The 25,913-nt window shown below is 66.6% G+C and carries 27 protein-coding genes; 13 read left to right on the top strand and 14 right to left on the bottom strand.

Annotation, left to right across the window (positions count from 1 at the left end; translation table 11 throughout):
- The first annotated feature begins 49 nt into the window (after positions 1-49).
- The 4 genes from PJW05_RS22260 (at position 50) to PJW05_RS22245 (ending at position 7,233) form a co-directional block, all read left to right on the top strand.
- The gene (locus PJW05_RS22260; protein ID WP_271409123.1) at positions 50-757 is read left to right on the top strand and encodes an OmpA family protein; all 708 of its coding nucleotides are present in this window, start codon (positions 50-52) and stop codon (positions 755-757) included.
- 194 nt (positions 758-951) lie between these two features.
- Positions 952-4,677: a response regulator gene (locus tag PJW05_RS22255; protein WP_271409122.1), complete on the top strand. Its 3,726-nt coding sequence runs from the start codon at positions 952-954 to the stop codon at positions 4,675-4,677.
- On the top strand, positions 4,658-6,814 hold the full coding sequence (locus PJW05_RS22250; protein ID WP_271409121.1) for a putative bifunctional diguanylate cyclase/phosphodiesterase: 2,157 nt from the start codon (positions 4,658-4,660) through the stop codon (positions 6,812-6,814). Before PJW05_RS22255 ends, PJW05_RS22250 begins: the two co-directional genes overlap by 20 nt.
- Positions 6,815-6,918: 104 nt before the next feature.
- Complete coding sequence (locus tag PJW05_RS22245; protein WP_271409120.1) at positions 6,919-7,233, top strand: EthD family reductase; 315 nt, start codon at positions 6,919-6,921, stop codon at positions 7,231-7,233.
- A gap of 51 nt (positions 7,234-7,284) precedes the next feature.
- On the opposite strand, the gene PJW05_RS22240 is transcribed toward PJW05_RS22245, so the two are convergent.
- From PJW05_RS22240 to PJW05_RS22225, 4 genes are all read right to left on the bottom strand, one after another.
- The gene (locus PJW05_RS22240) at positions 7,285-8,190 is read right to left on the bottom strand and encodes an acyltransferase (RefSeq protein WP_271409119.1); all 906 of its coding nucleotides are present in this window, start codon (positions 8,188-8,190) and stop codon (positions 7,285-7,287) included.
- 289 nt (positions 8,191-8,479) lie between these two features.
- Complete coding sequence (gene pta / locus PJW05_RS22235) at positions 8,480-10,516, bottom strand: phosphate acetyltransferase (RefSeq protein ID WP_271409118.1); 2,037 nt, start codon at positions 10,514-10,516, stop codon at positions 8,480-8,482.
- A 20-nt stretch (positions 10,517-10,536) separates the two neighbouring features.
- A complete protein-coding gene (locus tag PJW05_RS22230; RefSeq protein WP_271409117.1) occupies positions 10,537-11,703 on the bottom strand; it encodes an acetate/propionate family kinase in 1,167 nt (388 codons plus the stop codon).
- On the bottom strand, positions 11,703-12,029 hold the full coding sequence (locus tag PJW05_RS22225) for a DUF3565 domain-containing protein (protein ID WP_271409116.1): 327 nt from the start codon (positions 12,027-12,029) through the stop codon (positions 11,703-11,705). The genes PJW05_RS22230 and PJW05_RS22225 overlap by 1 nt, the downstream gene beginning before the upstream one ends.
- Between PJW05_RS22225 and PJW05_RS22220 the strand changes: the two genes are divergently transcribed.
- The 4 genes from PJW05_RS22220 (at position 11,998) to PJW05_RS22205 (ending at position 14,985) form a co-directional block, all read left to right on the top strand.
- Positions 11,998-12,483, top strand: a complete 486-nt coding sequence (locus PJW05_RS22220) for an FKBP-type peptidyl-prolyl cis-trans isomerase (protein ID WP_271409115.1) — start codon at positions 11,998-12,000, stop codon at positions 12,481-12,483. The genes PJW05_RS22225 and PJW05_RS22220 overlap by 32 nt on opposite strands.
- Positions 12,484-12,609: 126 nt before the next feature.
- Entirely contained in the window at positions 12,610-13,092 is a 483-nt protein-coding gene (locus PJW05_RS22215; RefSeq protein ID WP_271409114.1) for a glutathione peroxidase, read from the top strand.
- A 136-nt stretch (positions 13,093-13,228) separates the two neighbouring features.
- Positions 13,229-13,819, top strand: a complete 591-nt coding sequence (locus PJW05_RS22210) for a TetR/AcrR family transcriptional regulator (RefSeq protein ID WP_271409113.1) — start codon at positions 13,229-13,231, stop codon at positions 13,817-13,819.
- A gap of 56 nt (positions 13,820-13,875) precedes the next feature.
- Complete coding sequence (locus PJW05_RS22205) at positions 13,876-14,985, top strand: NADH:flavin oxidoreductase (RefSeq protein ID WP_271409112.1); 1,110 nt, start codon at positions 13,876-13,878, stop codon at positions 14,983-14,985.
- A 227-nt stretch (positions 14,986-15,212) separates the two neighbouring features.
- Here the strand turns inward: PJW05_RS22205 and PJW05_RS22200 are convergent, their stop codons facing one another.
- Positions 15,213-16,400, bottom strand: a complete 1,188-nt coding sequence (locus tag PJW05_RS22200; protein ID WP_271409111.1) for a glycosyltransferase family 4 protein — start codon at positions 16,398-16,400, stop codon at positions 15,213-15,215.
- A 238-nt stretch (positions 16,401-16,638) separates the two neighbouring features.
- Here PJW05_RS22200 and PJW05_RS22195 point away from each other — a divergent pair, with 238 nt between their 5' ends.
- The gene (locus PJW05_RS22195; protein WP_271409110.1) at positions 16,639-17,157 is read left to right on the top strand and encodes a hypothetical protein; all 519 of its coding nucleotides are present in this window, start codon (positions 16,639-16,641) and stop codon (positions 17,155-17,157) included.
- Between the two features lie 62 nt (positions 17,158-17,219).
- On the opposite strand, the gene cysZ is transcribed toward PJW05_RS22195, so the two are convergent.
- Entirely contained in the window at positions 17,220-17,987 is a 768-nt protein-coding gene (gene cysZ, locus PJW05_RS22190) for a sulfate transporter CysZ (protein WP_271409109.1), read from the bottom strand.
- 288 nt (positions 17,988-18,275) lie between these two features.
- On the opposite strand from cysZ, the gene trxB reads away from it, so the two are divergent.
- Positions 18,276-19,223: a thioredoxin-disulfide reductase gene (gene trxB / locus PJW05_RS22185; RefSeq protein ID WP_271409108.1), complete on the top strand. Its 948-nt coding sequence runs from the start codon at positions 18,276-18,278 to the stop codon at positions 19,221-19,223.
- Positions 19,224-19,331: 108 nt separating this feature from the next.
- On the opposite strand, the gene PJW05_RS22180 is transcribed toward trxB, so the two are convergent.
- The 7 genes from PJW05_RS22180 to PJW05_RS22150 all read right to left on the bottom strand — a co-directional run bounded on the left by PJW05_RS22180 (position 19,332) and on the right by PJW05_RS22150 (position 23,212).
- On the bottom strand, positions 19,332-19,919 hold the full coding sequence (locus PJW05_RS22180; RefSeq protein WP_271409107.1) for a putative glycolipid-binding domain-containing protein: 588 nt from the start codon (positions 19,917-19,919) through the stop codon (positions 19,332-19,334).
- Between the two features lie 228 nt (positions 19,920-20,147).
- Positions 20,148-20,489: a HopJ type III effector protein gene (locus tag PJW05_RS22175; protein ID WP_271409106.1), complete on the bottom strand. Its 342-nt coding sequence runs from the start codon at positions 20,487-20,489 to the stop codon at positions 20,148-20,150.
- A complete protein-coding gene (locus PJW05_RS22170; protein ID WP_271409105.1) occupies positions 20,486-20,779 on the bottom strand; it encodes a DUF1244 domain-containing protein in 294 nt (97 codons plus the stop codon). Before PJW05_RS22170 ends, PJW05_RS22175 begins: the two co-directional genes overlap by 4 nt.
- An 87-nt stretch (positions 20,780-20,866) precedes the next feature.
- The gene (gene folX / locus PJW05_RS22165; RefSeq protein ID WP_271409104.1) at positions 20,867-21,238 is read right to left on the bottom strand and encodes a dihydroneopterin triphosphate 2'-epimerase; all 372 of its coding nucleotides are present in this window, start codon (positions 21,236-21,238) and stop codon (positions 20,867-20,869) included.
- Positions 21,239-21,241: 3 nt separating this feature from the next.
- Positions 21,242-21,802, bottom strand: coding sequence for a GTP cyclohydrolase I FolE (gene folE / locus PJW05_RS22160; protein ID WP_271409103.1), 561 nt, complete (start codon positions 21,800-21,802; stop codon positions 21,242-21,244).
- A gap of 20 nt (positions 21,803-21,822) precedes the next feature.
- Positions 21,823-22,533 (bottom strand): dihydromonapterin reductase, encoded by a 711-nt coding sequence (folM, locus tag PJW05_RS22155; RefSeq protein ID WP_271409102.1) that lies wholly within the window; start codon positions 22,531-22,533, stop codon positions 21,823-21,825.
- Between the two features lie 109 nt (positions 22,534-22,642).
- Positions 22,643-23,212, bottom strand: a complete 570-nt coding sequence (locus PJW05_RS22150; protein WP_271409101.1) for an antibiotic biosynthesis monooxygenase — start codon at positions 23,210-23,212, stop codon at positions 22,643-22,645.
- Positions 23,213-23,447: 235 nt separating this feature from the next.
- On the opposite strand from PJW05_RS22150, the gene PJW05_RS22145 reads away from it, so the two are divergent.
- Positions 23,448-24,395: a MerR family transcriptional regulator gene (locus PJW05_RS22145; RefSeq protein WP_271409100.1), complete on the top strand. Its 948-nt coding sequence runs from the start codon at positions 23,448-23,450 to the stop codon at positions 24,393-24,395.
- Here the strand turns inward: PJW05_RS22145 and PJW05_RS22140 are convergent.
- Positions 24,392-24,838 carry a PAS domain-containing protein gene (locus tag PJW05_RS22140; RefSeq protein WP_271409099.1) on the bottom strand — a complete coding sequence of 149 codons (447 nt, stop codon included), beginning with the start codon at positions 24,836-24,838 and terminating at the stop codon, positions 24,392-24,394. The genes PJW05_RS22145 and PJW05_RS22140 overlap by 4 nt on opposite strands.
- Before the next feature lie 102 nt (positions 24,839-24,940).
- Between PJW05_RS22140 and PJW05_RS22135 the strand changes: the two genes are divergently transcribed.
- Together PJW05_RS22135 and PJW05_RS22130 are read left to right on the top strand one after the other, a co-directional pair.
- Complete coding sequence (locus PJW05_RS22135; RefSeq protein ID WP_271409098.1) at positions 24,941-25,390, top strand: flavodoxin; 450 nt, start codon at positions 24,941-24,943, stop codon at positions 25,388-25,390.
- Positions 25,390-25,848 (top strand): cupin domain-containing protein, encoded by a 459-nt coding sequence (locus tag PJW05_RS22130; protein WP_271409097.1) that lies wholly within the window; start codon positions 25,390-25,392, stop codon positions 25,846-25,848. Before PJW05_RS22135 ends, PJW05_RS22130 begins: the two co-directional genes overlap by 1 nt.
- Positions 25,849-25,913 lie beyond the last annotated feature (65 nt).

The raw sequence follows: 25,913 nt of genomic DNA, 5'->3' as shown, positions 1-25,913 counted from the left end.
ATGGCCCGCAGCCATACCGGCTGAACGAATTCTCAGGAGTAAAAAGTCCATGTTCACCTCGCGTCGCCTGATCATCGCCGCCACCGCGTTCGCCATGCTGGCGGGCTGTGCTTCGCAGAATCCTTACGACAACCAGGGCCAAGCGTCCGCTCCCGCCGAGGGCGGCATGAGCAAGACCGCCAAATACGGCGCCCTGGGGGCCCTGGCGGGCGCCGTGGCGGGTGCCGCGATCAACCACGACAACCGTGGCAAGGGTGCGCTGATCGGTGCCGCCGTGGCGGGCGCCGCCAGCGCGGGCTACGGCTACTACGTCGACAAGCAGGAAGCGGAGCTGCGCCGCAGCATGGAAGGCACTGGCGTGCAGGTGCAGCGCCAGGGCGACAACATCAACCTGATCATGCCCGGCAACATCACCTTCGCCACCAATTCGGCGGATATCGCCAGCAACTTCTACAGCCCGCTGAACAACCTGGCGACCTCCTTCAAGCAGTACGACCAGAACAACATCGAGGTGGTCGGCCATACCGACAGCACCGGCAGCCACGCGTACAACATGAACCTGTCCCAGCAGCGTGCCCAGAGCGTGGCCAACTACCTGATGGCTCAGGGTGTCAATGGCACCCGCGTGACCTCCCGTGGCATGGGTCCGGACCAGCCGATCGCCAGCAACGCCAACGAGGCCGGCCGTTCGCAGAACCGCCGCGTGGAGATCAAGCTGACGCCCATCCCCGGTGCCCAGGCTCCGCAGCAGTACTGATTCCCCGCCACCACGACGAGGCCCGCTGTCGCGGGCCTCGTCGCCTCTGCCGCTCGTCAACCGATTACTGGCGCAAAGCCAGTTTCCGCAATCCTGTCTAGACTGCCTTGCAGGGTCCGCAGGGCCCCGCCTGACCCATGGATCAGTGCCGCTGCAGCGGCGCCACCATGGCCATGGAGTGGACAGGAGACAGCATGGACGAGCGATCCCCCTTTTCCCGTAAATACCTTCTGGCATTGCTGGTGACCCTGGCTCTGATGGCCGTGCTCGGTGGCCTGGTGGTCTGGCAATGGCTGGCTCTCGAAGCGCAGAAGCGCGAGGAATACGAACAGCGCTTCAAGATCGAGGCCGAGGTGATCACCCAGCGCGTCAGCGCCCGCATGCGCGCCTACGAAATGGTGCTGCGCGGCATGTCCGGCCTGATGGTGGGGAGCACCGAGGTGTCCGCCGAAGAGTGGGCGCGGGCCGCCGACCAGTTGCAACTGCAGGATCGCTACCCGGGCATCCAGGCCCTGGCCTGGGCGCGCTATCTGCAGAACGATGGGCTGAACGAGTTCGTTGGCGAGATCTGGGAGCAGGGGCGTCGCGAGTTTCGCGTCTTTCCCCCGGGGCCTCGGGACGAGTATCTGGTGGCGCAGTTCATCAGCCCGATGGATTGGCGCAACCGGCGGGCTCTGGGTTACGACATGCTCAGCGAACCGGTGCGCAAGCAGGCCTCCGACCTGGCACGCGACAGCGGCGAAGCCAGCCTCACCGGCCCGGTCAGGTTGAAGCAGGAAACCGAGCAGGCGGTGCAGAACGGCGTGCTCCTGTACATGCCGGTATACCGCCCCGAAGCACCCATCACCTCAACGGAGGAGCGCCGTGCCGCCCTGCGCGGCATGATTGTCGGCGCCTTCCGCCTGGACGACCTGATGGATGGCATCCTCGGTGCGCAGAACGCCTTCTACCGCATCGACCTGAAAGACGCCGGCACCCCCGACTCGCCATTGCTGGAGGAGCTCAGCGGCACCCATACACCGCGCTTCCATCAGGTCGAGAAGCTGCAGCTGTTCGGCCGTACCTGGCTCCTGGGCGTAGGCAGCACCGCCGAATACGAAGCGATGCAGGGCAACAACCGGATCGCCTTCAGCCTCTGGACCGGCCTGGCCGCTGCCCTGCTGCTCTCGCTGCTGGTGGGCGGCTATCTCTATCATCGCGAGCGGCAGCTACAGCTCAGCCTGTCGATTTCCACCGAGCTGGCCGAGCGCGAAGAGCGCTTCCGCCTGCTGCTGCAGCACCTGCCCGTCGCCACCCTGACCTGCGACGGCGAGGGGCGGATCGAAATGGCCAACGCCCGCGCCGCCGAGCTGCTGGCGTCGCCCGTGGATAACCTGATCGGCCAGCGCCTGCGTCGCTTCCTGCCGGGGCTGGGCGACCTGCGTGAACTGGCGGCTGCGCAGGCACCCCACGAGCTGAGCGAAACGGAAGCCCGGCTGGATGATGGCGAACGCATTGCCGTGGCCTGCAGCCTGAGCACCTTCAACCACGGCAGCGACCTGCGCTACCTGCTCAACGTGTTGGACCTGCAGGCGCGCAGAAGCGCCGAGGAGCGCTTTCGCCTGGTGGTGGAAGCCTCGCCCAACGCCATCGTCCTGGTGGACACCGAGGGGCGCATCGCCATGGTCAACCGCCAGGCCGAGCAACTGTTCGGCTACAGCCGCCAGGAACTGCTCGACTCGCCGGTGGAAATGCTGCTCCCCGAGGCCCAGCGCGAAGTCCATGTGGGCATGCGCGAGGGTTTTCAGCGCAAGCCCGAGCAGCGGCGCATGGGCAGCAACCGCGAGCTGTTCGGCCAGCATCGCGATGGCCGCATGATTCCCCTGGAGGTGGGCCTGTCGCCTCTGCGCGCCGGTCGCGACCTGCTGGTACAGGCGGTGATCATCGACATCAGCGAGCGCAAGGAGGCCGAACAGCGCCTGCGCGACCAGGCCGAGCAATTGATGCTGGCCAACCGTTACAAATCCGAATTCCTCGCCAACATGTCCCACGAACTGCGCACGCCGCTGAACAGCATCCTGATCCTCAGCGACCAGTTGCGGCAGAACATGGTCGGCAACCTCACTGAAAAGCAGACTCGCCACGCCGACATCGTCCACCGCGCCGGCAGCGACCTGCTGCAACTGATCAACGATGTGCTCGATCTGGCCAAGGTCGAGGCCGGACGCATGCAGCTCAAGCTGGAGCCGTTGAACGTCCAGGACATGCTCGCCGAACTGGATGGCAGCCTGCGGCCGATGGCCGAGATCAAGGGGCTGCGCCTTTCCACCCATGTACAGGCCGGCGTGCCCAGGGTTATCCACAGCGACCGGGTGCGCCTGCACCAGATCCTGCGCAACCTGCTGTCCAACGCCCTCAAGTTCACCGAGCAGGGCGAGGTGGAGCTGTCGGTGGAGCTGGACCCCGCGGCGGCGACCGACGAGCGCGAGGTGCTGCGCTTCGCCGTGCGCGACACCGGTATCGGAATCCCCGAAGAGCAGCACGAACGTATCTTCCAGGCCTTCCAGCAGATTGACGGCTCCACCAGCCGGCGCTTCGGCGGCACCGGCCTGGGGTTGGCCATCACCCGCCAACTGGTGCTCGCCCTGGACGGCGACATCTCCCTGGAAAGCGTGCCGGGGCGCGGCTCGCGATTCATCGTCCGGCTGCCGGTGGCGGTGGCCGCCAGCCAGCCGAAGGACGACGACGGTCCGACGCAGCCAGTGCGTAGCGGCCAGGGACCGGCGGTGCTGATCGTCGAAGACGACGTCAATTTCGCCACGGTGATCGCCGAAGAGGCCCAGGCCCATGGCTTCTCCAGCGTTCACTGCCGCAGCGGCAAACAGGCGCTCGGCCTGCTGCAGAATGAGCGCTTCGCCGCCGTCATCCTCGACATCCTCCTGCCGGACATCAGCGGTTGGCAGATCTACCGGCGCCTGCGCAGCTACGCGAACCACCGCACCACGCCGGTGAACATCATTTCCTGCGTGCCGCAGCCGCAGGACTGGAACGAGGATGAGACCCGCTACCTGGTCAAGCCGATCGCCCGCGAGGACCTGGAGCAGGTGTTCCTGGACCTGGAAGACCGCAACCCGCCGCAGGAGCGCAAGCTGCTGCTGGTGGAAGATGTGGACGTGGAGCGCGAACACTACCGCGAACACCTGGAGCAACTGGGCTTCGACGTGGTCGTCAGCGCCAACGGCGAGGGCGCTCGCAAGGCTTATGCGCAGAGCGATTTCTCCGCCCTGGTGATCGACCTGGACCTGCCCGACCAGGATGGCTTCGAGCTGCTCGACAGCCTGGACCGCGCGCGCCCGCTGGACGGTTCGCGAGTGGTCATCAACACCGGGGTCGACGTCAACCAGCAGAACCTCCAGCGCCTGCGTCGCTACTCGGCAGTGGTGGTGCGCAAGGCCGGCGAAGACCTCGACCACCTCAGCTCGGCGGTGCAGGGGTTCCTCGCCGCCGTGCGCCAGCCGGGCCCCGTTGCCATTGCCGATCCCCTGGACGGCTGCCGCGTGCTGCTGGTGGATGACGACGTGCGCAACATCTACGCGCTGAGCGCCCTGCTCGACGAAGCCGGCCTGAAGGTGACCGCCGCCCGAGACGGGCTGGAAGCCGTCGACTGCTTCCAGCGCGAACCCTTCGACCTGATCCTGATGGACATGGCCATGCCCAATATGGACGGTTACACCGCTACTCGCGTGCTCAAGCAGGAGCACGGCTGCGGTATCCCGATCATCGCCCTGACGGCCCACGCGATGAAGGGCGACCGGGAGAAATGCATCACCGCCGGCGCCGACGACTACCTGGCCAAGCCGGTGAGTCGCCAGGAAATGCTGGACATGCTCTACCGCTGGCTGGAACAACCAGGAGATCGCCATGGCGCGCCTGCAGCTTAAGGAGGCCCCGGAGGCCAATATCCTGCTGGTGGTGGATGACCGCCCGGAGAACCTTGCGGCCATGGAGGCCCTGCTGGACGACGGCGAATGGCAGGTTCGCACCGTGGACTCGGGCGAGGCCGCGCTGAAATGCCTGCTGGAGGAAGAAGTCGGGCTGGTGCTGCTGGACGTGCAGATGCCGCGCATGGACGGTTTCGAAGTGGCGCGGTTGATGCGCAGCAGCCCGCTGACCCGCTATACGCCAATCATCTTCATCTCCGCCATCGCCCACACCCAGGACGCGGTGCTGCGCGGCTACTCCTCAGGGGCGGTGGATTTCATCCTCAAGCCCTTCGACCCCCAGGTGCTGCGCCACAAGATCCAATCCCTGCTGGCCCACGAACGCAACCGGCGCGACCTGCTGCAACTGAGCCAGCAACTGGACAGCGCGCGCGCTTTCAACGCCTCGGTGCTGGAGAACGCCGCCGAGGGCATCCTGGTGGTCGGCGAGGACGGCCTCATCAGCTTCGCCAACCCGGCCATCGCCCAGATGCTCCAGGGTTCGGTGGACGATCTGGAGGGGCGGCCGCTGCTGGACCTGATTGCCCACCCGGAGACGGGCACGGAGTGGAAACTGTCGGAGTTCTACCGCCATTGGAGGCAGAACGAGACCTACCGGCTGCACGACGCCAGCCTCAAGACCATGGGCGACGAGTGCCTGCCGGTGGCGCTGTCGTCCTCGCCGCTGCCGCGCCTGCAGCGGTCCATGGTGGTCATCGCCCTGGACATGTCGGTGGTGCGCCAGCTGCACGCGCAGCTCGAATCCCAGGCCATCACCGATGCCCTCACCGGCCTGCTCAACCGCCGCGGCTTCCACCAGGCGCTGGAGGCCTCACTGGCGCGCATCGAGCGCAACGGCAAGCGCATGGCTGTGCTCTATCTGGACTTGGACGGGTTCAAGCTGATCAACGATTCCCTCGGTCATGAGGCCGGTGACCGGGTGTTGCGACGGGTGGCCGAGCAGCTGAAGAACTGCCTGCGCCCCTACGACATCCTCGCGCGCATGGGCGGCGACGAGTTCACCGCGCTGCTCGACAGCCTTGACCATCCCGAGGATGCCGCGCGGGTGGCGGAAAAGCTGATCGAACTGGTGTCGGTGCGCCATCGTATCGAGGGCATCGACGTCACTCTGGGCGCCAGCGTCGGCATCGCCTGCTTCCCCGAGTGTGGCCAGAGCGTGGACGGCCTGTTGCGTGCGGCGGACATCGCCATGTACGAGGCCAAGCGCGCCGGCCGCCAGCAGTACCGCTTCTACTCGCCGGAAATGAACGGCCGTGCGCGTTCCCGGCTGATGCTGGAGGAGAGCCTGCGCAACGCCATCGAGCAGAACGACTTCCACCTGGTCTACCAGCCGCAGATCCACCTGGAGACGGGGCGGCTGCGGGGCTTCGAGGCGTTGCTGCGCTGGGAGCACCGTGTGGCCGGCACCGTGGCGCCCAACGTGTTCATCCCGCTGCTGGAGGAAACCCGCCTGATCAACCGCCTGGGCGACTGGGTGCTGCGGGAGGGCGCCAGCCAGTGCAGCGCCTGGATACCGGCCTTTGGCGAGGAGCTGGTGGTGAGCCTCAATGTCAGCCCGGTGCAATTCGGCATGCCGCAACTGGTGGATGACCTGCGGCGGGTGCTGGGTGAGTTCAGCCTGCGGCCCGAGCAGCTGGAGGTGGAAGTCACCGAGAGCGCGTTGATGCAGGATCTGGAATTGGCCCGGGGACAGCTCAGGCAATTGCGGGCCCTGGGGGTGCGCATCGCCATCGACGACTTCGGCACCGGCTATTCGTCCCTGGCCTACCTGCGCCACTTCGAGTTGGACACCCTGAAGATCGACCGTCTGTTCGTGGCCAACATGCTGGAGTCGCGGCGCGATGCCGCGGTGGTCAGCACCATCATCGACCTCAGCCGCCACCTGGGCCTGGAGGTGATTGCCGAGGGGGTGGAAACCATGGCCCAGCGCGATTGGCTGCTGGAGCACGGCTGCACCTATATGCAGGGCTTCCTGGTGGCACCCGGCCTGCCGGTGGCCAAGGCCGAGGCCTTTCCGCGGCTGGTGGACTGGAGCGTCCTGCGCGAAGGCTCGGGAACCCTGGTCCACTCGTCCTGACAGGGGGCGTGGGCGGCGCCACGCAGCGCCCGGCCTTCGGGCCTACACTTCATGTGTCGGGGCATTCGGGACATGCCCACGGCACTTCTCGATAAGGAGGCTCCATGTATTGCTTTGTCGTGGCGTATCCCAACGCGCCGGGCGCCAAGTTCGATTTCACCTACTACTGCGAGGAACACATCCCACTCCTGACCCGCCTGCTCGGCGAAAACCTGGTGAAGCTCGAAGTGCGCAAGGGCCTGGCCTCGGTGGATGGCGCGGTGGCGCCGTTCATCTGCATGGCCAATCTCTGGGTGCTGTCGGTGGAGGAGTTGCGCAGCACCCTGGACTTGAACGGCGACGAAATCAGCGCCGATATCCCCAACTACACCAATCTGGCGCCGCTGCTCCAGGTGGACGAGGTGCTACAGACGCCTTAGGACACAGAGGAAGGAGCCCGCCAACCGGCGGGCTCTTCGTTTCTACGCGGGTCAGGCCGCCGGGAACTGCTGGTGCAGTTTCGCGAGCTGGGCGTCCTTGGCTTCCCACAGGCGGTTCACCCATTGCTGGAAGGCCAGGCGGTAGTGCTCGTCCTGGTCATAGTTCCGGCCGATGAATTCGCGGGGGATGTCCAGTTTCTCGATCCGCACCACCACCTGACGCAGGCGGCCGGCCAGCAGGGTCCAGAAGCTCGGGCTGCCATCCGGGTAGTGGATGGTGACGTTGATCAGCGAATGCAGTTGCTCGCCCATCGCATCGAGCACGAAGGCGATGCCACCGGCCTTGGGTTTGAGCAGGTACTGGAACGGCGAGCCCTGTTCGTCGTGCTTGGCGCGGGTGAAGCGCGTGCCTTCGAGGAAGTTGAAGATGCCCACCGGGTTGTCGCGGAACTTGGCGCAGGTGCGGCGGGTGGTTTCCAGGTCCTTGCCTTTCTTGTCCGGGTACTTGGCCAGGTAGGCCTTGGAGTAGCGCTTCATGAAGGGGAAATCCAGCGCCCACCAGCACAGGCCGATCACCGGCACCCAGATCAGCTCCTGCTTGAGGAAGAAGCGCAGCAGGCGGATACGGCGGTTGAACAGGTGCTGCAGCACCAGGATGTCCACCCAGCTCTGGTGATTGCTGGTGACCAGGTAGCTGTGCTGGTAATCCAGTCCGGCCAGGCCATCCACATCCCAGCGGGTGTCGCGCACCAGGCGCATCCACGCCTTGTTGCAGCTGATCCAGCCCTCGGCGACGAAGCTGGCGGCCCCGTTCAGCAGGCGCTTGGCGGCCTGGAACGGCAGCAGCAGCTTCAACAGGGTGACGGCGAACAGGGGAATGCACCAGAACAGGGTGTTGAGGGTCAGCAACAGCGCCGCCAGGGCTCCGCGCAGGGGGGAGGGGATAAAGCTGAGCATGGAAGGGATGGAGCCTCACCGTGGGTGGTCTTGGCCACCGCGTTATGGATAGGGCCCGCTGTATTCCCTGACCGCGGGCAGAATGGTGGCCAAGGTTAACGGTTGTTCACTGGACTGCAAGCGCGAAGGGTGACCGGGTGGTCGAGGCGGCTGCGCGGAGCTTGGCCTGTGGGAGCGAATTCATTCGCGATAGCAGGCCTAAGGCCTGCCCTTCACTGTCGTTGGGGCTGCTGCGCAGCCCATTCGCGAATGAATTCGCGCCCACAAGAGATGGTTCAGCCTCCAGCCTTCAGCCCTCGTTCCCGCAGGCCGCCTGGATCGCCGTCAGGGCGATGGTGTGGACGATGTCGTCCACCAGGACGTTGCGCGGCAGGTCGTTCACCGGCTTGCGCAGGCCCTGCAACATCAGCCCGCCACTGACCACCTGGCCGCCCTGCTGGGCCTCCTTGTAGGCCGCATCGCCGCTGGCCAGGTCGGGGAAGACGAAGACCGTGGTGCGCCCGTCCCGGCTGGCCGCGGCGTAGGACAGGGGGCCCTCGATGGGCAGTTCGGGCCTCGCGGCGCGGGCCTGGCGGGTGGCTTCCTGGACCTTGGCCAGCACGGCCGCCTCGGTGGAATCGCAGATCATCGCCACCCGGGGGACTATGCCCAGGGCGTCGGCCGAATCGGCACACTGCAGGGCGATTTCCGCCAGGTCGCTGGCGTCCGGTTCGGGGTTCACCGCGCAGTCGCCATAGACCACCACCTGCTCCGGCAGCAGCATCAGGTAGACCGAGGAGGCGATGCGGTAGCCGGGCGCCGACTTGATCAGTTGCAGGGCCGGGCGGATGGTGTTGGCGGTGGGGTGCACGGCGCCGGATACCAGGCCGTCCACTTCGTCCAGGGCCAGCATCATGGTGCCCAGCAGGACGTTGTCCTCCAGTTGCGCGGCGGCCATGGGGGCGTTCAGGCTCTTGTTCTGGCGCAGCTCCACCATCGGCTGGACGTAGCGCTCGCGCACGCGGTCCGGGTCGAGGATTTCCAGCCCTTGCGGCAGTTCGATGCCCTGGGCGTGGGCCACCGCATGCACCTCTTCCGGCCTGGCCAGCAGCACGCAATGGGCGATGCCGCGGGCCTGGCAGGCGGCGGCGGCCTGCACCGTGCGCGGCTCGCTGCCTTCGGGCAGGACGATGCGCTTGCCGGCCCGCTGCGCCTGCTGGATCAGCCGATGGCGGAATGCCGGCGGCGATAGCCGCTGAGTGGCGCTGGGAGCCCCGCAGCGGGCGCGCAGCCAGTCGAGGTCAAGGTTGCGGGCGACGAACTCGGTGACCTTCTCCGCGCGTTCGCGGTCGTCCACCGGGATTTCCTTGTTCATCCGGTTGAGGTTGGTGGCGGTGTCGTAGGTCCCGGTGGCAACGCCCAGCACCGGCAGGCCGCCCTGCAGCGCGCCCCGGCAGAGTTCCAGGGTACGTGGGTCGGGCTGGATGTCGCTGGACAGCAGCAGGCCGGCCAGCGGCACGCCATTCATCGAGGCCAGGCTGGCGGCGAGGATGATGTCGTCGCGATCCCCCGGCGTCACCACCAGCACGCCGGGTTTCAGTTGCTGCGCCGTGTTCGGCACGGTGCGGGCGCAGACGACGATTTTCTGCACCCGGCGTTGGTCGTAGTCGCCGGCGTTGATCACCTGGGCCTGCAGCAGGTCGGCCACATCGCGGGTGCGCGGGGCGTTCAGCTCGTCCAGCCAGGGCACGCTGCCGAGCAGGCGGAAGTCATCGCCACGCAGCAGCGGCGACTGCTCCTTGAGGCGTTGTGCGAAGTCGTCTTCGCGCACCTTGTTGAGGATCACCCCGAGCACCTTCGGGTCGCGCGGGCCGCCGAACTGCTGGGCCTGGATCTCCAGGCGGTCGGAGAGTTCGGAGAGGCTCTCGTCCTCCGGCGCGGACACCAGGATGACGTCGGCGTCCAGGCTCTTGGCCAGGTGGAAGTTGATCCGCGCGGCGTAGCTGGCGTGGCGGGTCGGCACCATGCCTTCGACGATCACCACGTCCTTGCCCCGGGCCGCCTGCTGGAACAGGCCGGTGATTTCTTCGAGCAACTCATCCAACTGGCCGTCGGCGAGCATCCGTTCCACCTGGGACTGGGCCAGCGGCCGGGGCGGCTGCAGGCCATGGGTACGCGCCACCAGCTCGGTGGAGCGCTCCGGGCCGAGGTCGCCCGGATGGGGCTGGGCCACGGGCTTGAGGAAACCGACCTGCAGGCCCGCCAGTTCCAGGGCGCGCACCAGGCCGAGGCTGGTGGAGGTGAGGCCGACGCCGAAGCCGGTCGGGGCGATGAAGAAACAGTGCATGGGGCTCCTTGGTCAGACGTTCAGGCGAGCAGGGCCAGGGTGTCGAGGGCGATCTGGCGCTCTTCGTTGGTGGGCACCACCAGCACGCGCGGGTGGCCACGCCTGTGGATGGGGCCAGCGACGCCGCGCACGCAACGGGCGTTGGCTTCAGGGTCGATGGCCAGGTTGAGCAGCTTCAGGTGGTCCACGGTGCGGCTGCGCACGAGGGGCGAATTCTCGCCGATCTCGCCGGTGAAGATCAGCCCGTCCAGTTGCGGTAGCGCGCAGCCCACGGCGGCCAGGGTCTTGGCCAGGCGGTAGCAGAGCACCTCGATGGCCAGGGTGGCGCCGGCATGGCCCTGGTCGCGGGCCTGTTCCAGGCTGCGCAAGTCGCTGGCCAGTTCCGAGAGGCCGAGCAGGCCACTTTCCTGGCGCAGCACCTGGTCGATCTTCTCCAGGCTCCAGCCCAGGCTGCGGTGCAATTGGGTGTAGAGGTGCGGGTCGATGTCGCCGCTGCGCCTGGCCATCACCAGGTTCATGCTGGCGTCGCGGCTCTGGCCGTTGACGATGGCGCAGGCGGAGCTGTGCTCGCCGAGGTGGGCGGAGAGCCAGCAGCTGTCGCCGAGGGACAGCCCGGCCAGCTCGGCGGCACGGCGGCTGACGAAGCGGTGGCTGTTGCCGTGGAAGGCATAGCGGCGCAGGCCGTGCTCGCGGTAGACGGCGTCCGGCAGGGCGAGGCGGTAGACGTGTTCGGGCATGCTCTGGTGGAAGGCCGTGTCGAATACCGCGACATGGGGCAGGTTCGGCAGCAGGTGCAGGGCGGCGTCGATGCCCGCCAGGCTGGCCGGCATCTGCTGCGGCGCCAACGGCACGAGGGCCTGCAGGCGGCGGATCACCTGGGCATCGATGCGGCTGGCGGCATTGAACAGCTCGCCGCCGTGCAGCACGTGGTGGCCGACGCCGTGCAGCTTGCCGCCCGCGGCGCCGAGGACGATGGGCAGCAGTTGCGAGAGCGCGGCGCGGTGGTCGGCGTTGGGCATCATCAGGCTGTCCTTGTCGCCACCGCGTTGCCAGCGCAGTTCGGCGTCGCGGCTGCCCAGCCCTTCGGCCATGCCGTGGAGGATGAACTGGCTGTGGGCTTCGTTGATCAGGGCGAAGCGCAATGAGGTCTTGCGGGCGTGGATCACCAGGATGTTGCGTGCGGGCATCAGGTTTCCTCGGGAGGTTCGGCGGCCAGGCCCTGGGCGCACCAGCCGCAGGGGAAGGGTTGCCCCAACTGGGCGGCGCGCAACGCGGGGTCGAGCACCCAGGCGCGCGACTGCCACGGCGGCTGGTGCCGCAGGTGCTGAGTATGGCCGCAGGAAAGCACCGCCACCCAGTGACCGTCATCGTCCTGCCTGTAGCCGACCAGCCGGGGCCGCCCGTCAGTGTTCGGGTCGCAATCGACCGGCCGCACGGTTAAACTTGCTCGTTCATCATTCATTTGCAGAAGGTCTCGCACCATGCTGATCGCCGCCAACAAGGCCGTGTCCATCGACTATACCCTTACCAACGACGCCGGTGAGGTGATCGACAGTTCCGCCGGCGGCGCCCCGCTGGTGTACCTGCACGGTGCCGGCAACATCATCGCTGGCCTGGAGCGCGCCCTGGAAGGCAAGCAGGCCGGTGACGAGCTGAATGTTGCCATCGAGCCCGAAGACGCCTACGGCGAGTACAGCGCCGAGCTGGTCGCCACCCTGGATCGCGCCATGTTCGAAGGTGTCGACCAACTGGAAGTCGGCATGCAGTTCCACGCCTCCGGTCCGGACGGCAGCATGCAGATCGTCACCATCCGCGACATCGACGGCGACGATGTCACCGTCGACGGCAACCACCCCCTGGCCGGCCAGCGCCTGAACTTCGAGGTGAAGGTGGTCAAGGTGCGTGACGCCAGCGACGAAGAGATCGCCCACGGCCACATCCACGGCGAAGGCGGTCACCACCACTGACCAGTCGTCCGCGACTGCCGACCCGGCAAACCGCGAATCGGCTGCTAAGCTGAGAAAACCGAAAAGGCGCCCCGGGGCGCCTTTTTTGTCCGCTGTGAAATCCCTGAGAGCTACGAGGAGTCAGTCATGAGTGCCTTTCACGACCTCAATCTGCGTGCGCTCGACGGTCAGGACCTGCCGTTGGCGCCGTACAAGGGCCAGGTGGTGCTGGTGGTGAACGTCGCTTCCAAGTGCGGCCTGACCCCCCAGTACGCCGGGCTGGAATCGCTCTACCAGCAATACCGCGACAAGGGCTTCACCGTGCTGGGCCTGCCGTGCAACCAGTTCGCCGCACAGGAGCCGGGCAGCGAAGAGGAAATCCGCGAGTTCTGCAGCCTGAACTACGGCGTCACCTTCCCCCTGGGCAGCAAGATCGAGGTGAACGGATCGGCCCGCCATCCGCTGTACCGCCTGTTGGCGGGCGAGGGCGCCGAATTCCCCGGCGACATCACCTGGAACTTCGAGAAATTCCTCGTTGGCAAGGACGGTCGCGTACTGGCGCGTTTCTCGCCGCGCACCGCACCGGATGACCCCGCCCTCATCCAGGCCGTCGAGAAGGCCCTGGCCTGATTCACCTCCACTCATGACGACCGGGGCGAATGGACGCGCCCCGCGACCCCTCCCGACTCTTCCCCTCCTGTGGTCGCCAATCACTCCGGTCAATAGTGCTGGGCGCGGCGAGACGACCGGTCATATGCTCGCCGCCATGACCAGTATCCGACTCGACAAACGCGACCTCATCCTCGCCAAGGGTTCCCAGGTGATGACCCGCCGTGGCTACCACGGCACCGGCGTGCAGGAGATCGTCCAGGCCGCGGGCATCCCCAAGGGCTCCTTCTATCACTACTTCGCCAGCAAGGAAGACTTCGCCCTGCAGGCCCTGGAGTACCTCTACCGGCCGCGCCTGGAGCGTTATGCCCAGGCGTTGGGCCACTCCGCCCTGAGCCCGCGCGAGCGCATTCTCGGTTACTACCGCGAGCTGCTGGCGCATTTCGCCAGCCGCGAAAAGCCCGAGTACCACTGCTTCATCGGCAGCCTCAGCTTCGAAATGGCCGAGCTGTCCCCCGCCATCGGCGAACAGGTGGAGAGCATCCTGCAGGGTTCGGCGGACATCCTCCAGGCCTGCCTGGAAGACGCCGTGGCCGCCGGCGAGCTGTCGGCCGACGAAGACTGCGCCAACCTCGCCGCCTTTATCGCCAACGCCTGGCAGGGTGTGCTCACCCGCCTGAAGGTGGGCGGCGGGACCGCCCCCCTGCATGCCTTCGTGGAACGCCTGGAGCTGCTGCTCCGGGCCTGATTTTTCAGTGCCTTGAAACCGAGACGACCGGTCATATGGCCGGCACAGGAGACCCCATGACCGCTCCCGCACAAGCCCTCTTCGAACCCTTCCGCCTCGGCGGCCTGGAACTGCCCACCCGCGTGGTGATGGCGCCGATGACCCGCTCCTTTTCCCCGGGCGGCGTGCCCAACGCCAAGGTGGTGGAGTACTACCGTCGCCGCGCCGCCGCTGGGGTCGGCCTGATCATCACCGAGGGCACCACCATCGGCCACAAGGCGTCCAACGGCTATCCCCATGTGCCGCGCTTCTTCGGTGACGACGCCCTGGCTGGCTGGAAGGCGGTGGTCGACGCGGTGCACGCCGAAGGCGGCCGCATCGTCCCGCAGCTCTGGCACGTGGGCAACGTGCGCAGGCTGGGCACCGAGCCGGATGCCGGCGTCCCCGGCTACGGCCCGATAGAGAAGGTGAAGGACGGCCAAGTGGTGGTCCACGGCATGACCCGCGAAGACATCCAAGACGTGGTCGCCGCCTACGCCCAGGCCGCTCGCGCCGCCCAGGCCATCGGCATGGACGGCGTGGAAATCCACGGCGCCCACGGTTACCTGATCGACCAGTTCTTCTGGGACGGCAGCAACCAGCGCAGCGATGAATACGGTGGCAGCCTGGCCAATCGTTCGCGCTTCGCCATCGAAGTGATCCAGGCCATCCGTGCCGCCGTCGGCCCGGACTTCCCGATCATCTTCCGCTTCTCCCAGTGGAAGCAGCAGGACTACAGCGCGCGCCTGGTGACCAGCGCCGAAGCCCTGGGCGACTTCCTCAAGCCCCTGGCCGAGGCAGGTGTGGACATCTTCCACTGCTCCACCCGCCGCTTCTGGGAGCCGGAATTCGACGGCTCGGACCTCAACCTGGCCGGCTGGACCCGCCGGCTCACCGGCAAGCCCACCATCACCGTCGGCAGCGTCGGCCTGGATGGCGAGTTCCTGCAGTTCATGGTCAAGACCGACAAGGTTGCCCAGCCAGCCAACATCGAGGGTCTGCTGGAGCGCCTGAACAAGGAAGAGTTCGACCTGGTGGCCGTCGGCCGTGCTCTGCTGGTGGACCCCGACTGGGCGGTGAAGGTGCGCGACGGGCGGATGCAGGACATCCTGCCGTTCAGCCGGGACGCGCTGGCGAGCCTGGTGTAAGCGACAGAAGCCCCGCCTTGGCGGGGCTTCTGCATTGGAGGCTGGGTCGAGCTTCTGCCGGTCCCCAGTCTTCCCTCACCCCGGTCCTCTCCCAGAGGGCCTGGCGCGAGTCACCCTTCTCCCCGCGGGAGAGGGCCCGGGTGAGGGGAACATCCGCCCCTCGGTCTTGCCCCTTCATCCTGTGTATCGCTTGCGCTGACAATCGCCGAGCGGGCCGTGGCCTTCACCTAAACGCGGGGTGGCAAGCTGCTACCGGCGGGCGCTTCCGGCTCGGGGCGGTGTGCGTGCAGCAGGTACTGCTCGAACTGCTGGATGATGGCTTCCCAACCCTGTCGGCCGGCGTGCATCCGTGCATTGAGGCGCACGCGGCGCAGGCGTTCCGGGTCCTCCAGCAGCCAGACGGCAGCCTCGACGAAGCTCGCCGGTTCATCGGGCAGGGCCAGGGCGCCATTGTGTCCGTGGCGGATGTGCTGGGCCGCCGCGGCCTGGTCGAAGGCCACGACCGCCAGGCCCGAAGCCAGGGCTTCCAGCACCACGTTGCCGAAGGTCTCCGACAGGCTGGGAAACAGAAACAGATCCCCCGAGGCGTAGTGCCGCGCCAGGTCCTCGCCGCGTTGTATGCCGCAGAAGGTCGCCTCCGGCAGGGTCCGCTGAAGTGATGTCCGCTGCGGGCCGTCGCCCACCACCACCAGCTTCAGGCGCTGGTGTGGATAGCGCTGCTGCAGGTGTTGGAAGGTTTCGCCGAGCAGGCCGAGATTCTTCTCGGCGGCCAGGCGGCCGACATGCAGCACGGCGATGTCCTGCTCGCCCAGGCCCCATTGCGCGCGGAGTTGCGGGCAGCGGCGGGCGGGGTTGAACAACTGGCCGTCGACCCCGCGCGCGAGCAGTTGCAGGCGCTCGAAGCCGCGCCGGGTGAGGTCCTGCAGCTGACTGACGCTGGGCACCAGGGTCAACCGCGTAGCGTTGTGGAACCAGCGCAGGTAGTTGGTCAGCAGGCGCGTCAGCAGGCCCGCGCCGTAATGCCCGGTGTATTGCTGGAAGTTGGTATGGAAGCCGCTCACCACCGGAATCCCCAGCCGCCGCGCGGCGCGCAGGGCGGAAAGGCCAAGGGGGCCCTCGGTGGCGATGTAGAGCACGTCCGGCTTGTTCAACCGCCAGCGGCGCAACAGTTTGTGCAGGCAGGACTGGCCCCATTGCAGGCCGGGGTAACCGGGCAGTGGCCAGCCACGGATCAGCAGCAGCTCATCGTCGCTCCTGCGGCTCTGGTCGCAGGATTGCCGCGGCCGCACCAGTTGCAGTCGATGGCCGGCGGCACGCAGGCCGTCGCAGAGGCGGCCGAGGGTATTGGCCACACCGTTGACTTCGGGCAGGAAGGTTTCGCTGATCAGCGAGATGTAGAGGGGCGCTGTGGTCATGAAACCAGTCTCCGCACGGGCCGTTTAGCCCGTGTGACGGTCATGTGACGCCTGTGTGACGGCCGCTCCACGGCGCGGTACTGAGGCAAATGCTTGCCGCCGAGCGGCGTGCCTTTTCCGTTCCGTTCGTGCGGAAAAGGCGGGAATTCCCAGCTTTTCAGCGAGTTGCCCGCATCCTGGGATTTGGCATGGTACTTGAGTGCCAACGCGCGGGATTTCCCTTACAGGAGTATCGAGCGTGGCTGTGAACTCAATAGGCGGAATCGGTGGGGGCAGCGCGCTGTCCGGCATCGGCTTTCGCAACACGAAAATTTCCCGAGAGGAGGAGGTGTTTGCCGAGCTTGGTCAGAAGGACCCGACGCGGCGTACTTCCTCTTCCGGTTCGGAGAGCGACTACCGGGCCTGGCAGGCGTCCGAGGAGGGCTTTGCCCGACTGCGGGTAGGGCTGCAGAGCACGGGCGGGAAGCTGGAAATGGTCCCCGGAAAACTGCCGGCCGATCTGGCGTTGGGCGGCCAGAGCGCGGTGGAGAAGTTCCAGGAGTACATGGACAAGTCGCCCGCCGAGAAGATGCGCGATGCCATCCTCGCGGAAATGGGGCTGACTCAGGAAGAACTCGACGCCATGCCGCCGGAACAGCGGGAGGCGGTGGAGAACGAAATTGCCGAGCGCTTCCAGCAGCGGATGGAAATGCAGGCCAAGCAAGCGGAGGAGGAACGGCTGCAGCGGGAGAACCCGAGCATCGATATCCAGGCCTGATCCGCGGTTCGTGTACGGCAAGCCCCGGCTGGATCGGGGCCTGCCGCGCGTCTTTCACGGATTCAGCGAACCACCTGGCCGTTCTGCTTCTGCAGCGCCAGGTCGCCTTGCTCGCGCACCCAGAACAGCGTCGCGCCAGCCACGGCGGCGGGCATCATCAGGATGTTCACGAAGGGCACCATCAACGCCAGGTAGGTGATGCCGCCGAACCCCAGGCTCTGCCAGCGCTTCTCCCGCAGCCAGGCGAGCATCTCGTTCCAGCCCAGCTTGTGGTTGTCCGCCGGGTAGTCGATGTATTGCACCGCCATCATCCAGATGCCGAAGACGATCCACAGCGGCGCGGCCAGCAGGTTGATGCCCGGAATGAAGGAGAGGATCAGCAGGGCGCCGGCACGCGGCAGGAAGTAGGCCAGCTTGCGCAGCTCGCGGCCGACGGTGCGCGGGATCATCGCCATCAGTTCGGCCCAGCTGAAGGCCGGGAAGTCGTCCTGGCCGCGTACCACCACCTCCACCTTTTCCGCGAGGAAGCCGTTGAAGGGCGCGGCGATGACGTTGGCCAGCATGGTGAAGCTGAAGAACACCAGCACCAGAACCAGCACGACGAACAGCGGCCAGAGCAGGTACTGGAGGAAGCTCAGCCACTCGGGAAGGCTGGGCATGAAAGCGTCGACCCAGCCGCTGAATTCCTGCACGGCGAAGCCGATCAGGGCGGCGAACAGCAGCAGGTTGACGGTCAGCGGCAGCAGGACGAACAGACGCAGGCCGGGGCTGAGGACCAGTTTCAGTCCCTGGCCGAGGTACTGCGGCCCGGAGAGTGTGGGTGCAGGCATGGTGATCCCCCAAAGGTGACAAATGCGCCGACCTTAACGGCTTTGTCGGCGACGTGGAAAGCCTGGAAAAGGCTCGGAACAAATTTGATGCCCGTTGCGCCAATAGTTGTCGCCTATGGGTGGGATTGAGAGCGGATATTTCCGCTATCACGGGGCCCCCAGTAACCTTGCGCCCATTCCTGGCCCGTTCCCGACGGCCAGACCCGGTTCAACGGGGCCCCTGCATCCAAGCCTTCCCCAAGTGCCGCAGTGGCCCCTTTTTTATGCCCGTAAGGGCGGGAGTCAGCCATGTCCGAAGCACGTCATTCGCGGGTCATCATCCTCGGTTCCGGCCCGGCCGGTTACTCTGCGGCTGTCTACGCCGCCCGCGCCAACCTCAAGCCGCTGCTGATCACCGGCATGCAGGCAGGCGGGCAGCTGACCACCACCACCGAAGTCGACAACTGGCCCGGCGACCCCCACGGCCTCACCGGCCCGGCCCTGATGCAGCGCATGCAGGAACACGCCGAGCGCTTCGAGACCGAGATCGTCTTCGACCACATCAACGCCGTGGACCTGGCCGGCAAGCCCTTCACCCTGGTGGGTGACAGCGGCACCTACAGCTGCGACGCCCTGATCATCGCCACCGGCGCCAGCGCCCGTTACCTGGGGCTGCCCTCGGAGCAGGCCTTCATGGGCAAGGGCGTGTCCGCCTGCGCCACCTGCGACGGCTTCTTCTACCGCAACCGTGAAGTGGCGGTGGTAGGTGGCGGCAACACGGCCGTTGAGGAGGCGCTGTACCTGGCCAACATCGCCAGCAAGGTGACCCTGGTGCATCGCCGCGAAACCTTCCGTGCCGAGAAGATTCTCCAGGACAAGCTGAAGGCGCGGGTCGCCGAGGGCAAGATCGAGCTCAGGCTGAATGCCGAGGTGGACGAAGTGCTGGGCGATGAGATGGGCGTCACCGGCGTGCGTCTGAAGCGCAACGACGGCGGCAGCGACGAGTTGAAGGTGGACGGCCTGTTCGTCGCCATCGGCCATACCCCGAATACTTCGCTATTCGAAGGCCAACTGGCCCTCAAGGATGGCTACCTGGTGGTCAACGGCGGCCGTGACGGCAACGCGACTGCCACCAACATCCCCGGCGTGTTTGCCGCTGGCGACGTGGCCGACCATGTCTACCGCCAGGCCATCACCTCCGCCGGCGCCGGCTGCATGGCCGCACTGGATGTCGAGCGATACCTGGATGCGCTGTAAGGGTCGGCCTGACAACGAGCCCCGCGAATGCGGGGCTTTTTCTTAGCAACTCTCGCCATCCTCATCAAGGCTCAATGACGATGTATGTGGCCCACCCACGACATCGACTTACACCCAGGTATTCAGCTCCAGGGTACGGGCGCACAGGCGCTGGTAGTGGCCCTGGGCTTCCAGCAGCAGGGACTGGCGGTCCACGGTCAGTTCGATTGCCTCGCGGCCTTCCGCTTCGCACCGGTAGAGGCTGTGCCGGGGTTGCTGGCGCAGGCAGTGGTAGCGCAACTGGCGGGCTTCCACACGCAGGCTCGGCAGGTCGATGTAGGCCACCCGCAGTTGCTCGCTCTGGCCGCTTTCCAGGCTGCAGCGCTGCAGGGCCGGCGTATGGGTGAAGGGCGTGCCGGAGAGCATCACCAGCTGGCAATGGTCGAGGTCGCGGCGATGCTGGCCGTTGAGCAGCCAGCGCCCGCGAATGTCGCGGTCCAGGCGCAGGCTGCGCGGTCCGCGGTTTTCCACTTTCAGCCAGAGATGGCGGAAGCGCCAGCGCGGGTCGCTGTCCAGCACGTAGGTGGCGGCGATGCTCTGGCCGTTCTGGTTCTGCACCAGATGGCTGCTGGCGTGAATCCCTTGCTCATCCATGGACAGGCGCAGGCTTTCCATTCCGGGCGTGGTCAGTGGTTTCCACACGAGGGTCTGCTGCATCCGTGCACTCCGGGGCGAGGAAAGGGTAGGGCGATTCAGGAACCGGTTCATCCGTGAATCGATGCGCTCCTGCGGAGGATCGGCTTTGCCCTTGCGGGCCGTTCCGTTCAGCGGGGTAGCGGTTGCGAAGAATACGCGTTCTTGTGGGAAATGGCTGTCAGTCATTGCTGACAGAAGACGGAAGCCAAAGCGTAGGAAAACCGCCCCGAGCGGGGCGGTGGGGTGCAATCAGGCCTTGCGTTGCAGCGGCTGGCGCTCGAAGCGCACGCCCGCCAGACCGGTGGCCATCAGGGCGCGGATGTTGCCGTGATCGCTGCCTTCCGGGGTGGCCAGCACGGAACGGTAGTGCTCGCCGAAGGCCAGCAGGGTTTCTTCCAGGCTGAAACCTTCCAGCAGCGCCAGGCCGAGGGTCTTGCAGGAGCCTTCGTTCTGGCCGGCGGCGTTTTCCACCGGGCCGTTGCTGAAGGCGCTCTGCTGGTAGTCGTAGCCGTCGGCGATGAAGGCCAGGGTCTCGGCGAAGAGGAACTGGTCGCTGTGCAGGCGGGCGCGGAAGTCGTTTAGGTTGCTCATTCTTTGTTCGCTTTGTCGAAGGCCGCTTGTTGTTCGGCGCTGGCTTCTTTCTGGTACTTGGCTTTCCAGTCGGCGTAGGGCATGCCGTAGATTTCCTCGCGGGCCTGGTCGGGGGTGACGTCCAGGCCGAGGTCGTCGGCGGCGGCCTTGTACCACTTCGACAGGCAGTTGCGGCAGAAGCCGGCGAGGTTCATCAGGTCGATGTTCTGGACATCGGGGCGGCTGCGCAGGTGTTGCACCAGACTGCGGAAGGCCGCGGCCTCGAGTTCGAGGCGTTGTTGCTCGGTCATGGCAGGATTCTCCTGGGGCTTTCGGGAGGGCGTGGCGGGGATGATAAGAGCCCTCCCTGGCCCCGGCAATCGATCCCGGTCAGCGGTTCATCGATGGCTGGCAAGCGTGATGGAGACCGATTCGGCGAAGCGCAGCGCGTGGGGCTTGTCCACCTCCACTTCGGCGTAGCGCACGCTGGGATTGGCCATTACCAGGTCAAGGATTTCCTGGGTCAGGCGCTCCAGCAGGGCGAAGCGGTTTTCTTCGACGTGGCGGATGATTGCCTTGGTGATGGTGCGGTAGTTCAGCGCGTGCTCGATGTCGTTGTCGCGCACCGCCTCCTCGGCCGGATAGAGGATGGTGAGATTGATCAGCACATCCTGCTTGTTGAGGATTTCCTCCTCCTTGATTCCGATGAAGGTGCGCAGGCGCAGGTCCTTGACGCGGATACGCGCCATTCCGGGCTCCAGTCGCGGCATTCTCTAGTTGCTCCGTCCAATCAGTTTCAGGAATTCGTGGCGGGTGTTCTGGGATTCCCGGAAGGCGCCGAGCATCACCGAGGTGCTCATCACCGAGTTCTGCTTCTCCACCCCGCGCATCATCATGCACATGTGCTGGGCCTCGATCACCACCGCCACGCCGGCGGCACCGGTCACCCGCTGCACCGCGTCGGCGATCTGGCGGGTGAGGTTCTCCTGGATCTGCAACCGCCGCGCGAACATGTCGACGATGCGCGCGACCTTCGACAGCCCCAGCACCTTGCCGGTGGGAATGTACGCCACATGGGCCTTGCCGATGAAGGGCAACAGGTGGTGTTCGCAGAGGGAATAGAGCTCGATGTCCTTGACCGTCACCATCTCGTCGTTGTCCGAGGCGAAGAGCGCGCCGTTGACGATTTCCTCCAGGTTCTGGCCGTAGCCGTGGCACAGGTAGCGCATGGCCTTGGCGGCGCGGCTGGGCGTATCGCGCAGGCCCTCGCGGTCCGGGTCTTCGCCCAGACCGTGGAGGATGTCCCGGTAATGCCGGTGCAGGTCGTCGCTCATGATGGCAGTCCTCGGCGCGCCTATTTGAGATGGCGGCCGCCGTTGAGGGTGAGGGTGGTTCCGGTGACGTAAGGGTTGTCCAGCAGGTAGCGCAGGCCCTGGTAGACCACCTGTGGGCCAGGCTCGATACCCAGGGCCGACTTGGCCAGGGTCTTGGCACGGTAGGCGGGATCGTCGTCGGCGTTGAACATCACCAGGGCCGGGGCGATGCCGTTGACCTTGATGTGCGGGGCGAAGCGTGCGGCGAAGGACAAGGTCAGGTTGTCCAGGCCGGCCTTGCTGGCGCAGTAGGCGATGCGCTTCTCGCTGCCTTTGCGCGCCACGTCGTCGCTGAGGTGGACGATATCCGCCGGGCTGCTGCGGCGCAGCAGGTCCTCGCAATGCAGGTTGATCAGGTAGGGCGCCAGCATGTGCACGCTGAACATGCGCTGGAAGGCGTCGGCCTCCTGGCCGGGCGTTTCCGTCAGCCAGTCCGAGGCGTTGTGGACGATGGCGCGCAGACGGTCGGTATGGCCCTTGAGCGTGTCGATGAAGGCGAGGATGCCGGCCTCGCTGGAAAAGTCCGCCTGTAGCGCGAGGGCGCCGCGCTCACGCAGTCGGTGGAGGCTGTCCCGCTCCGTGCGGTAGCTGACGATCACCGGCTGGCCGTCGTCCAGCAGCCGTTCGGCGCAATGCAGGCCGATGCGCTGGCTGGCGCCGGTGATCAGGATGGGGGCGGCGGAACGGCTCATGGGGGTCTCGTGCCGGGGATATGACCAGCCGTCGACGGCCGGGGCGAATCCCTAGCACGTTATACCAGGGGCCGAATCTCCACAAACGCAGGGGCGGCCGCCTGCTCCATCAGCGCGAATGCACGGCGACACCGCCACCGGGCGCGGAGGGCGGGTTGCGTTGCAGCCAGGGGGCCAGCAGGCGGGTGGAGAGCGGGATGAACCAGTAGGTCATCAGCGGCGTCAGCACCAGGGTGCCGATGAACACCCGCAGGGCCAGCGGCAGGTCGCCCAGCCAGCCGCCGAACAGCAGGTTGAAGCTCAGGGATACCGGGAAGAACGCCAGCCAGATGGCCACGCTCTGCTTCCAGCGCGGCGGCCGCTGCTCGGCCTTGCCGAACCAGGCGTCCAGGCCCAGGGCACGGTGCTCGTGGGGGTGCTCGAACAACCCGGTGCCGCGCTCCAGCCAGGCGCGACGCGAGGCGGAGTGCTCCCAGGCGGCCATGGTCGGCTCGTCGGCGAAACGGAAGATCATCTGGAATTCGTCGTCATCCGGCGGCGGCGCCAGCACGCCTGAGCCGAGATAACCGGGAAAGTCGGCGGCCAGTTGCTCGCCTTCGCGCAGCCAGGCCATGAAATCGTGGTAGCGCTCGCGGGCCACGCGGCGGGCCACCATCAGGGTGACGGGATCAGCAGACATCGTGTATCTCCTCGCAACCAGGTCCCCGCCCGGGTAAGGCAGGGACTCATCACGCAGCGCCGGGGTGGTGGGCTGCGCTGAAAAAAGAGGCAAGGATTATTCCGTTTTTTCCAAAAAGCGCCAGCGCCATGGATGACCGGCAGGTCGCGCCGCGCCTGGTGCGGCCCGCAGCCGATTGGAATCCGTCCAACAAGGTTTAAACTGCCTGAATCCTTCGCCTGACGACTGCCTAGCCATGACCGAATCCGGTGCATCCCCCGCCTCGGCCGCCCTGAAACAGGAAGAACTCTTCCCCATCCGGGAAGTGTCGCGCCTGACCGGAGTCAATCCGGTGACCCTGCGGGCGTGGGAACGACGCTATGGACTGATCCAGCCGGTTCGCACCGACAGCGGCCATCGCCTCTACTCCCTGGCCGACATCGAGGCGGTACGCAGCATCCTCGCCTGGATCGAGCGCGGCGTGTCGGTGAGCAAGGTGGGCAAGCTGCTGGCCCGCAGCCAGGCGGCCAGGACACCGCTGGCGCCCGTGCAGCGGGAACTGCCGGCGGGCGAATGGAATGAATGGCGCGCCCGGGTGCAGAAGGCCGTCGCCACCCTGGACGAGGCGGAGCTGGAGCGAGTCTACGGCCAGGTGTTTTCCACCTATCCGCTGCCGGTGGTGTTCACTGATGTCCTGATGCCGGTGTGGCAGTCGCTGCTGTTGCGCCAGGATGAGTTCGGCCGTGGCAGCGAGTGGGTGTTCTTCGACAGCTTCCTCCGTGCCCGCGTCCTGCAGCGCCTGCAACTGGCCCGCGGCGGCCACCAGGAACTGGTACTGCTGGCGCCTCTGCCCGGCCAGGGGCGTGAGCTGGAACTGCTGGTCGCCGGCCTGCTGCTGGGCGGCAGCGAGGTGGCCGTATGCGTGCTGGGCCTGGGCCAGCCGTTGGCGGAACTGGCGCTGGTCTGCGGTAAACGGCAACCCCAGGCGCTCGTGCTGTTCTCCAACCAGCCGCCGGGCGACGACCTCGTCCAGCAGCTCAATCGCCTGGCCCTCGGGCTGGAGTGTCCGCTGGCCCTGGTCGGTGAGACATCCGACCTGATCGTCGAGGAGCTCGACGGTTCTCCCGTGGCTTGCCTGGGCAGCGAGGGGCGCTTGATGCAACGCCGCCTGCGGCAGTTCCTCGCCGGCCATCTGGATACTTAATCTTTCAGCGCCGCCAGCTCGGCCCTGAGCGCGGCCACCTGCGCGTCCAGTTCGCGCACCCGCTGGCGCATTTCCACCTGCTCGGTGACGTCCTTCTGGATGCCGATGAAATAGGTGAGCTGGTCGGCCTCGTTGAACACCGGGGTGATGGACAGCTCATTCCAGAACGCGCTGCCGTCCTTGCGGTAGTTGCGCAGGATCTGTCGGCACGGCTGGCCGTTGCGGATCGCCTGGCGGATGGCGGCCAGGCCCAGCTGGTTGCGGTCCTGGCCCTGGAGGAAGCGGCAGTCCTGGTAGAGGATCTCGTCGCGCGAATAACCGGTGAGGCGCTCGAAGGCCGCATTGGCGTAGATCAGGATGGTGTCCTCGCCCTCCCGCTCGGCCACCACGATGCCGTCGTTGGAGGCGTCCACTACCCGTTGCAGCAGCTTGGCGTTGATCATGTTCCTGGCTCGTCCGACCTGACCGCAAGCAGTCTAAGGCATCCTGCGGCCCCCGCCAGTTGCGGCATAATGCGCGCATTTCGCCCCAGACTCGGAGTACCCATGAAAGTCGCCATCCTGTCCGGTTCGGTCTACGGCACCGCCGAAGAAGTTGCCCGTCACGCGGAGAAACTGCTCAAGGCCGCCGGTCTGGACGCCCATTACCTGCCACGGGTCGGCCTCGATGAGCTGATCGCCTTCGACCCCCAGGCACTGCTCACCGTCACCGCCACCACCGGCATGGGCGAACTGCCCGACAACCTGCTGCCGCTGTACGCCGAGCTGCGCGACCGCCTGCCCGACTGGCGCGGTCGCCCCGGCGCCATCCTGGCCCTGGGGGATTCCAGCTATGACGTGTTCTGCGGTGGTGGCGAGCTGATGCGCGAGCTCTACGCCGAACTCGGCCTGCGCGAAGTGGTGGAGATGCAGCGCCTGGACGCCAGCGAAACCGTGACCCCGGAGCTGGACGCCGAGCCCTGGCTGAACGCCGTCATCGCCGCGCTGAAAGCCTGATGCACCCGCGCGCCGCGTACCTGATCCGCGAGCTGCGGCTGGCGCCGCACCCGGAAGGAGGCTTCTACCGCCGGGTGTTCGAGTCGGCCACCCGCCTGCCGGGCGGCCGCGCGGCGTCCTCGTCCATCCTCTTCCTGCTGCCGCAGGCCGGGGTAAGCCGCTGGCACCGGGTGGACGCCGACGAAACCTGGCATTTCTACGAGGGCGAGCCGCTGGAGCTGCTGGTGGCCGAGTCCCCGCGCGACGTGCGTCGCGACATCCTCGGCCCGGTGGGCGAGGGCAGCCTGCCCCAGCGCACCGTGCCGGCCCACGCCTGGCAGGCCGCCCGCGCCCTGGGCGCCTACACCCTGGTGGGATGCAACGTGGCGCCGGGCTTCGAATTCGCCGGCTTCCGGCTGCTCGCCGACGACCCGCAGGTGCAGCGGGATTGGCCGTTGCTGGATCGGGCGTTGCTCTGATCGCCCCCGGGGCGCGAACCTGATCTGACCCGCAAGGCCATCACGCTGGCCGCCAGGGCGACTAT

It is taken from the genome of Pseudomonas sp. Q1-7, assembly GCF_028010285.1.
GTDB lineage: Bacteria > Pseudomonadota > Gammaproteobacteria > Pseudomonadales > Pseudomonadaceae > Metapseudomonas.
Note: the sequence above shows the minus strand (reverse complement) of the source record. Positions and strands in the feature narration are given on the sequence as shown.

Coding starts and splice junctions, on each gene's coding strand:
- PJW05_RS22260 (WP_271409123.1), top strand. CDS start 50: ATGTTCACCTCGCGTCGCCTGATCATCGCCGCCACCGCGTTCGCCATG.
- PJW05_RS22255 (WP_271409122.1), top strand. CDS start 952: ATGGACGAGCGATCCCCCTTTTCCCGTAAATACCTTCTGGCATTGCTG.
- PJW05_RS22250 (WP_271409121.1), top strand. CDS start 4,658: ATGGCGCGCCTGCAGCTTAAGGAGGCCCCGGAGGCCAATATCCTGCTG.
- PJW05_RS22245 (WP_271409120.1), top strand. CDS start 6,919: ATGTATTGCTTTGTCGTGGCGTATCCCAACGCGCCGGGCGCCAAGTTC.
- PJW05_RS22240 (WP_271409119.1), bottom strand. CDS start 8,190: ATGCTCAGCTTTATCCCCTCCCCCCTGCGCGGAGCCCTGGCGGCGCTG.
- pta (WP_271409118.1), bottom strand. CDS start 10,516: ATGCACTGTTTCTTCATCGCCCCGACCGGCTTCGGCGTCGGCCTCACC.
- PJW05_RS22230 (WP_271409117.1), bottom strand. CDS start 11,703: ATGCCCGCACGCAACATCCTGGTGATCCACGCCCGCAAGACCTCATTG.
- PJW05_RS22220 (WP_271409115.1), top strand. CDS start 11,998: ATGCTGATCGCCGCCAACAAGGCCGTGTCCATCGACTATACCCTTACC.
- PJW05_RS22225 (WP_271409116.1), bottom strand. CDS start 12,029: ATGGACACGGCCTTGTTGGCGGCGATCAGCATGGTGCGAGACCTTCTG.
- PJW05_RS22215 (WP_271409114.1), top strand. CDS start 12,610: ATGAGTGCCTTTCACGACCTCAATCTGCGTGCGCTCGACGGTCAGGAC.
- PJW05_RS22210 (WP_271409113.1), top strand. CDS start 13,229: ATGACCAGTATCCGACTCGACAAACGCGACCTCATCCTCGCCAAGGGT.
- PJW05_RS22205 (WP_271409112.1), top strand. CDS start 13,876: ATGACCGCTCCCGCACAAGCCCTCTTCGAACCCTTCCGCCTCGGCGGC.
- PJW05_RS22200 (WP_271409111.1), bottom strand. CDS start 16,400: ATGACCACAGCGCCCCTCTACATCTCGCTGATCAGCGAAACCTTCCTG.
- cysZ (WP_271409109.1), bottom strand. CDS start 17,987: ATGCCTGCACCCACACTCTCCGGGCCGCAGTACCTCGGCCAGGGACTG.
- trxB (WP_271409108.1), top strand. CDS start 18,276: ATGTCCGAAGCACGTCATTCGCGGGTCATCATCCTCGGTTCCGGCCCG.
- PJW05_RS22180 (WP_271409107.1), bottom strand. CDS start 19,919: ATGCAGCAGACCCTCGTGTGGAAACCACTGACCACGCCCGGAATGGAA.
- PJW05_RS22175 (WP_271409106.1), bottom strand. CDS start 20,489: ATGAGCAACCTAAACGACTTCCGCGCCCGCCTGCACAGCGACCAGTTC.
- PJW05_RS22170 (WP_271409105.1), bottom strand. CDS start 20,779: ATGACCGAGCAACAACGCCTCGAACTCGAGGCCGCGGCCTTCCGCAGT.
- folX (WP_271409104.1), bottom strand. CDS start 21,238: ATGCCGCGACTGGAGCCCGGAATGGCGCGTATCCGCGTCAAGGACCTG.
- folE (WP_271409103.1), bottom strand. CDS start 21,802: ATGAGCGACGACCTGCACCGGCATTACCGGGACATCCTCCACGGTCTG.
- folM (WP_271409102.1), bottom strand. CDS start 22,533: ATGAGCCGTTCCGCCGCCCCCATCCTGATCACCGGCGCCAGCCAGCGC.
- PJW05_RS22150 (WP_271409101.1), bottom strand. CDS start 23,212: ATGTCTGCTGATCCCGTCACCCTGATGGTGGCCCGCCGCGTGGCCCGC.
- PJW05_RS22145 (WP_271409100.1), top strand. CDS start 23,448: ATGACCGAATCCGGTGCATCCCCCGCCTCGGCCGCCCTGAAACAGGAA.
- PJW05_RS22140 (WP_271409099.1), bottom strand. CDS start 24,838: ATGATCAACGCCAAGCTGCTGCAACGGGTAGTGGACGCCTCCAACGAC.
- PJW05_RS22135 (WP_271409098.1), top strand. CDS start 24,941: ATGAAAGTCGCCATCCTGTCCGGTTCGGTCTACGGCACCGCCGAAGAA.
- PJW05_RS22130 (WP_271409097.1), top strand. CDS start 25,390: ATGCACCCGCGCGCCGCGTACCTGATCCGCGAGCTGCGGCTGGCGCCG.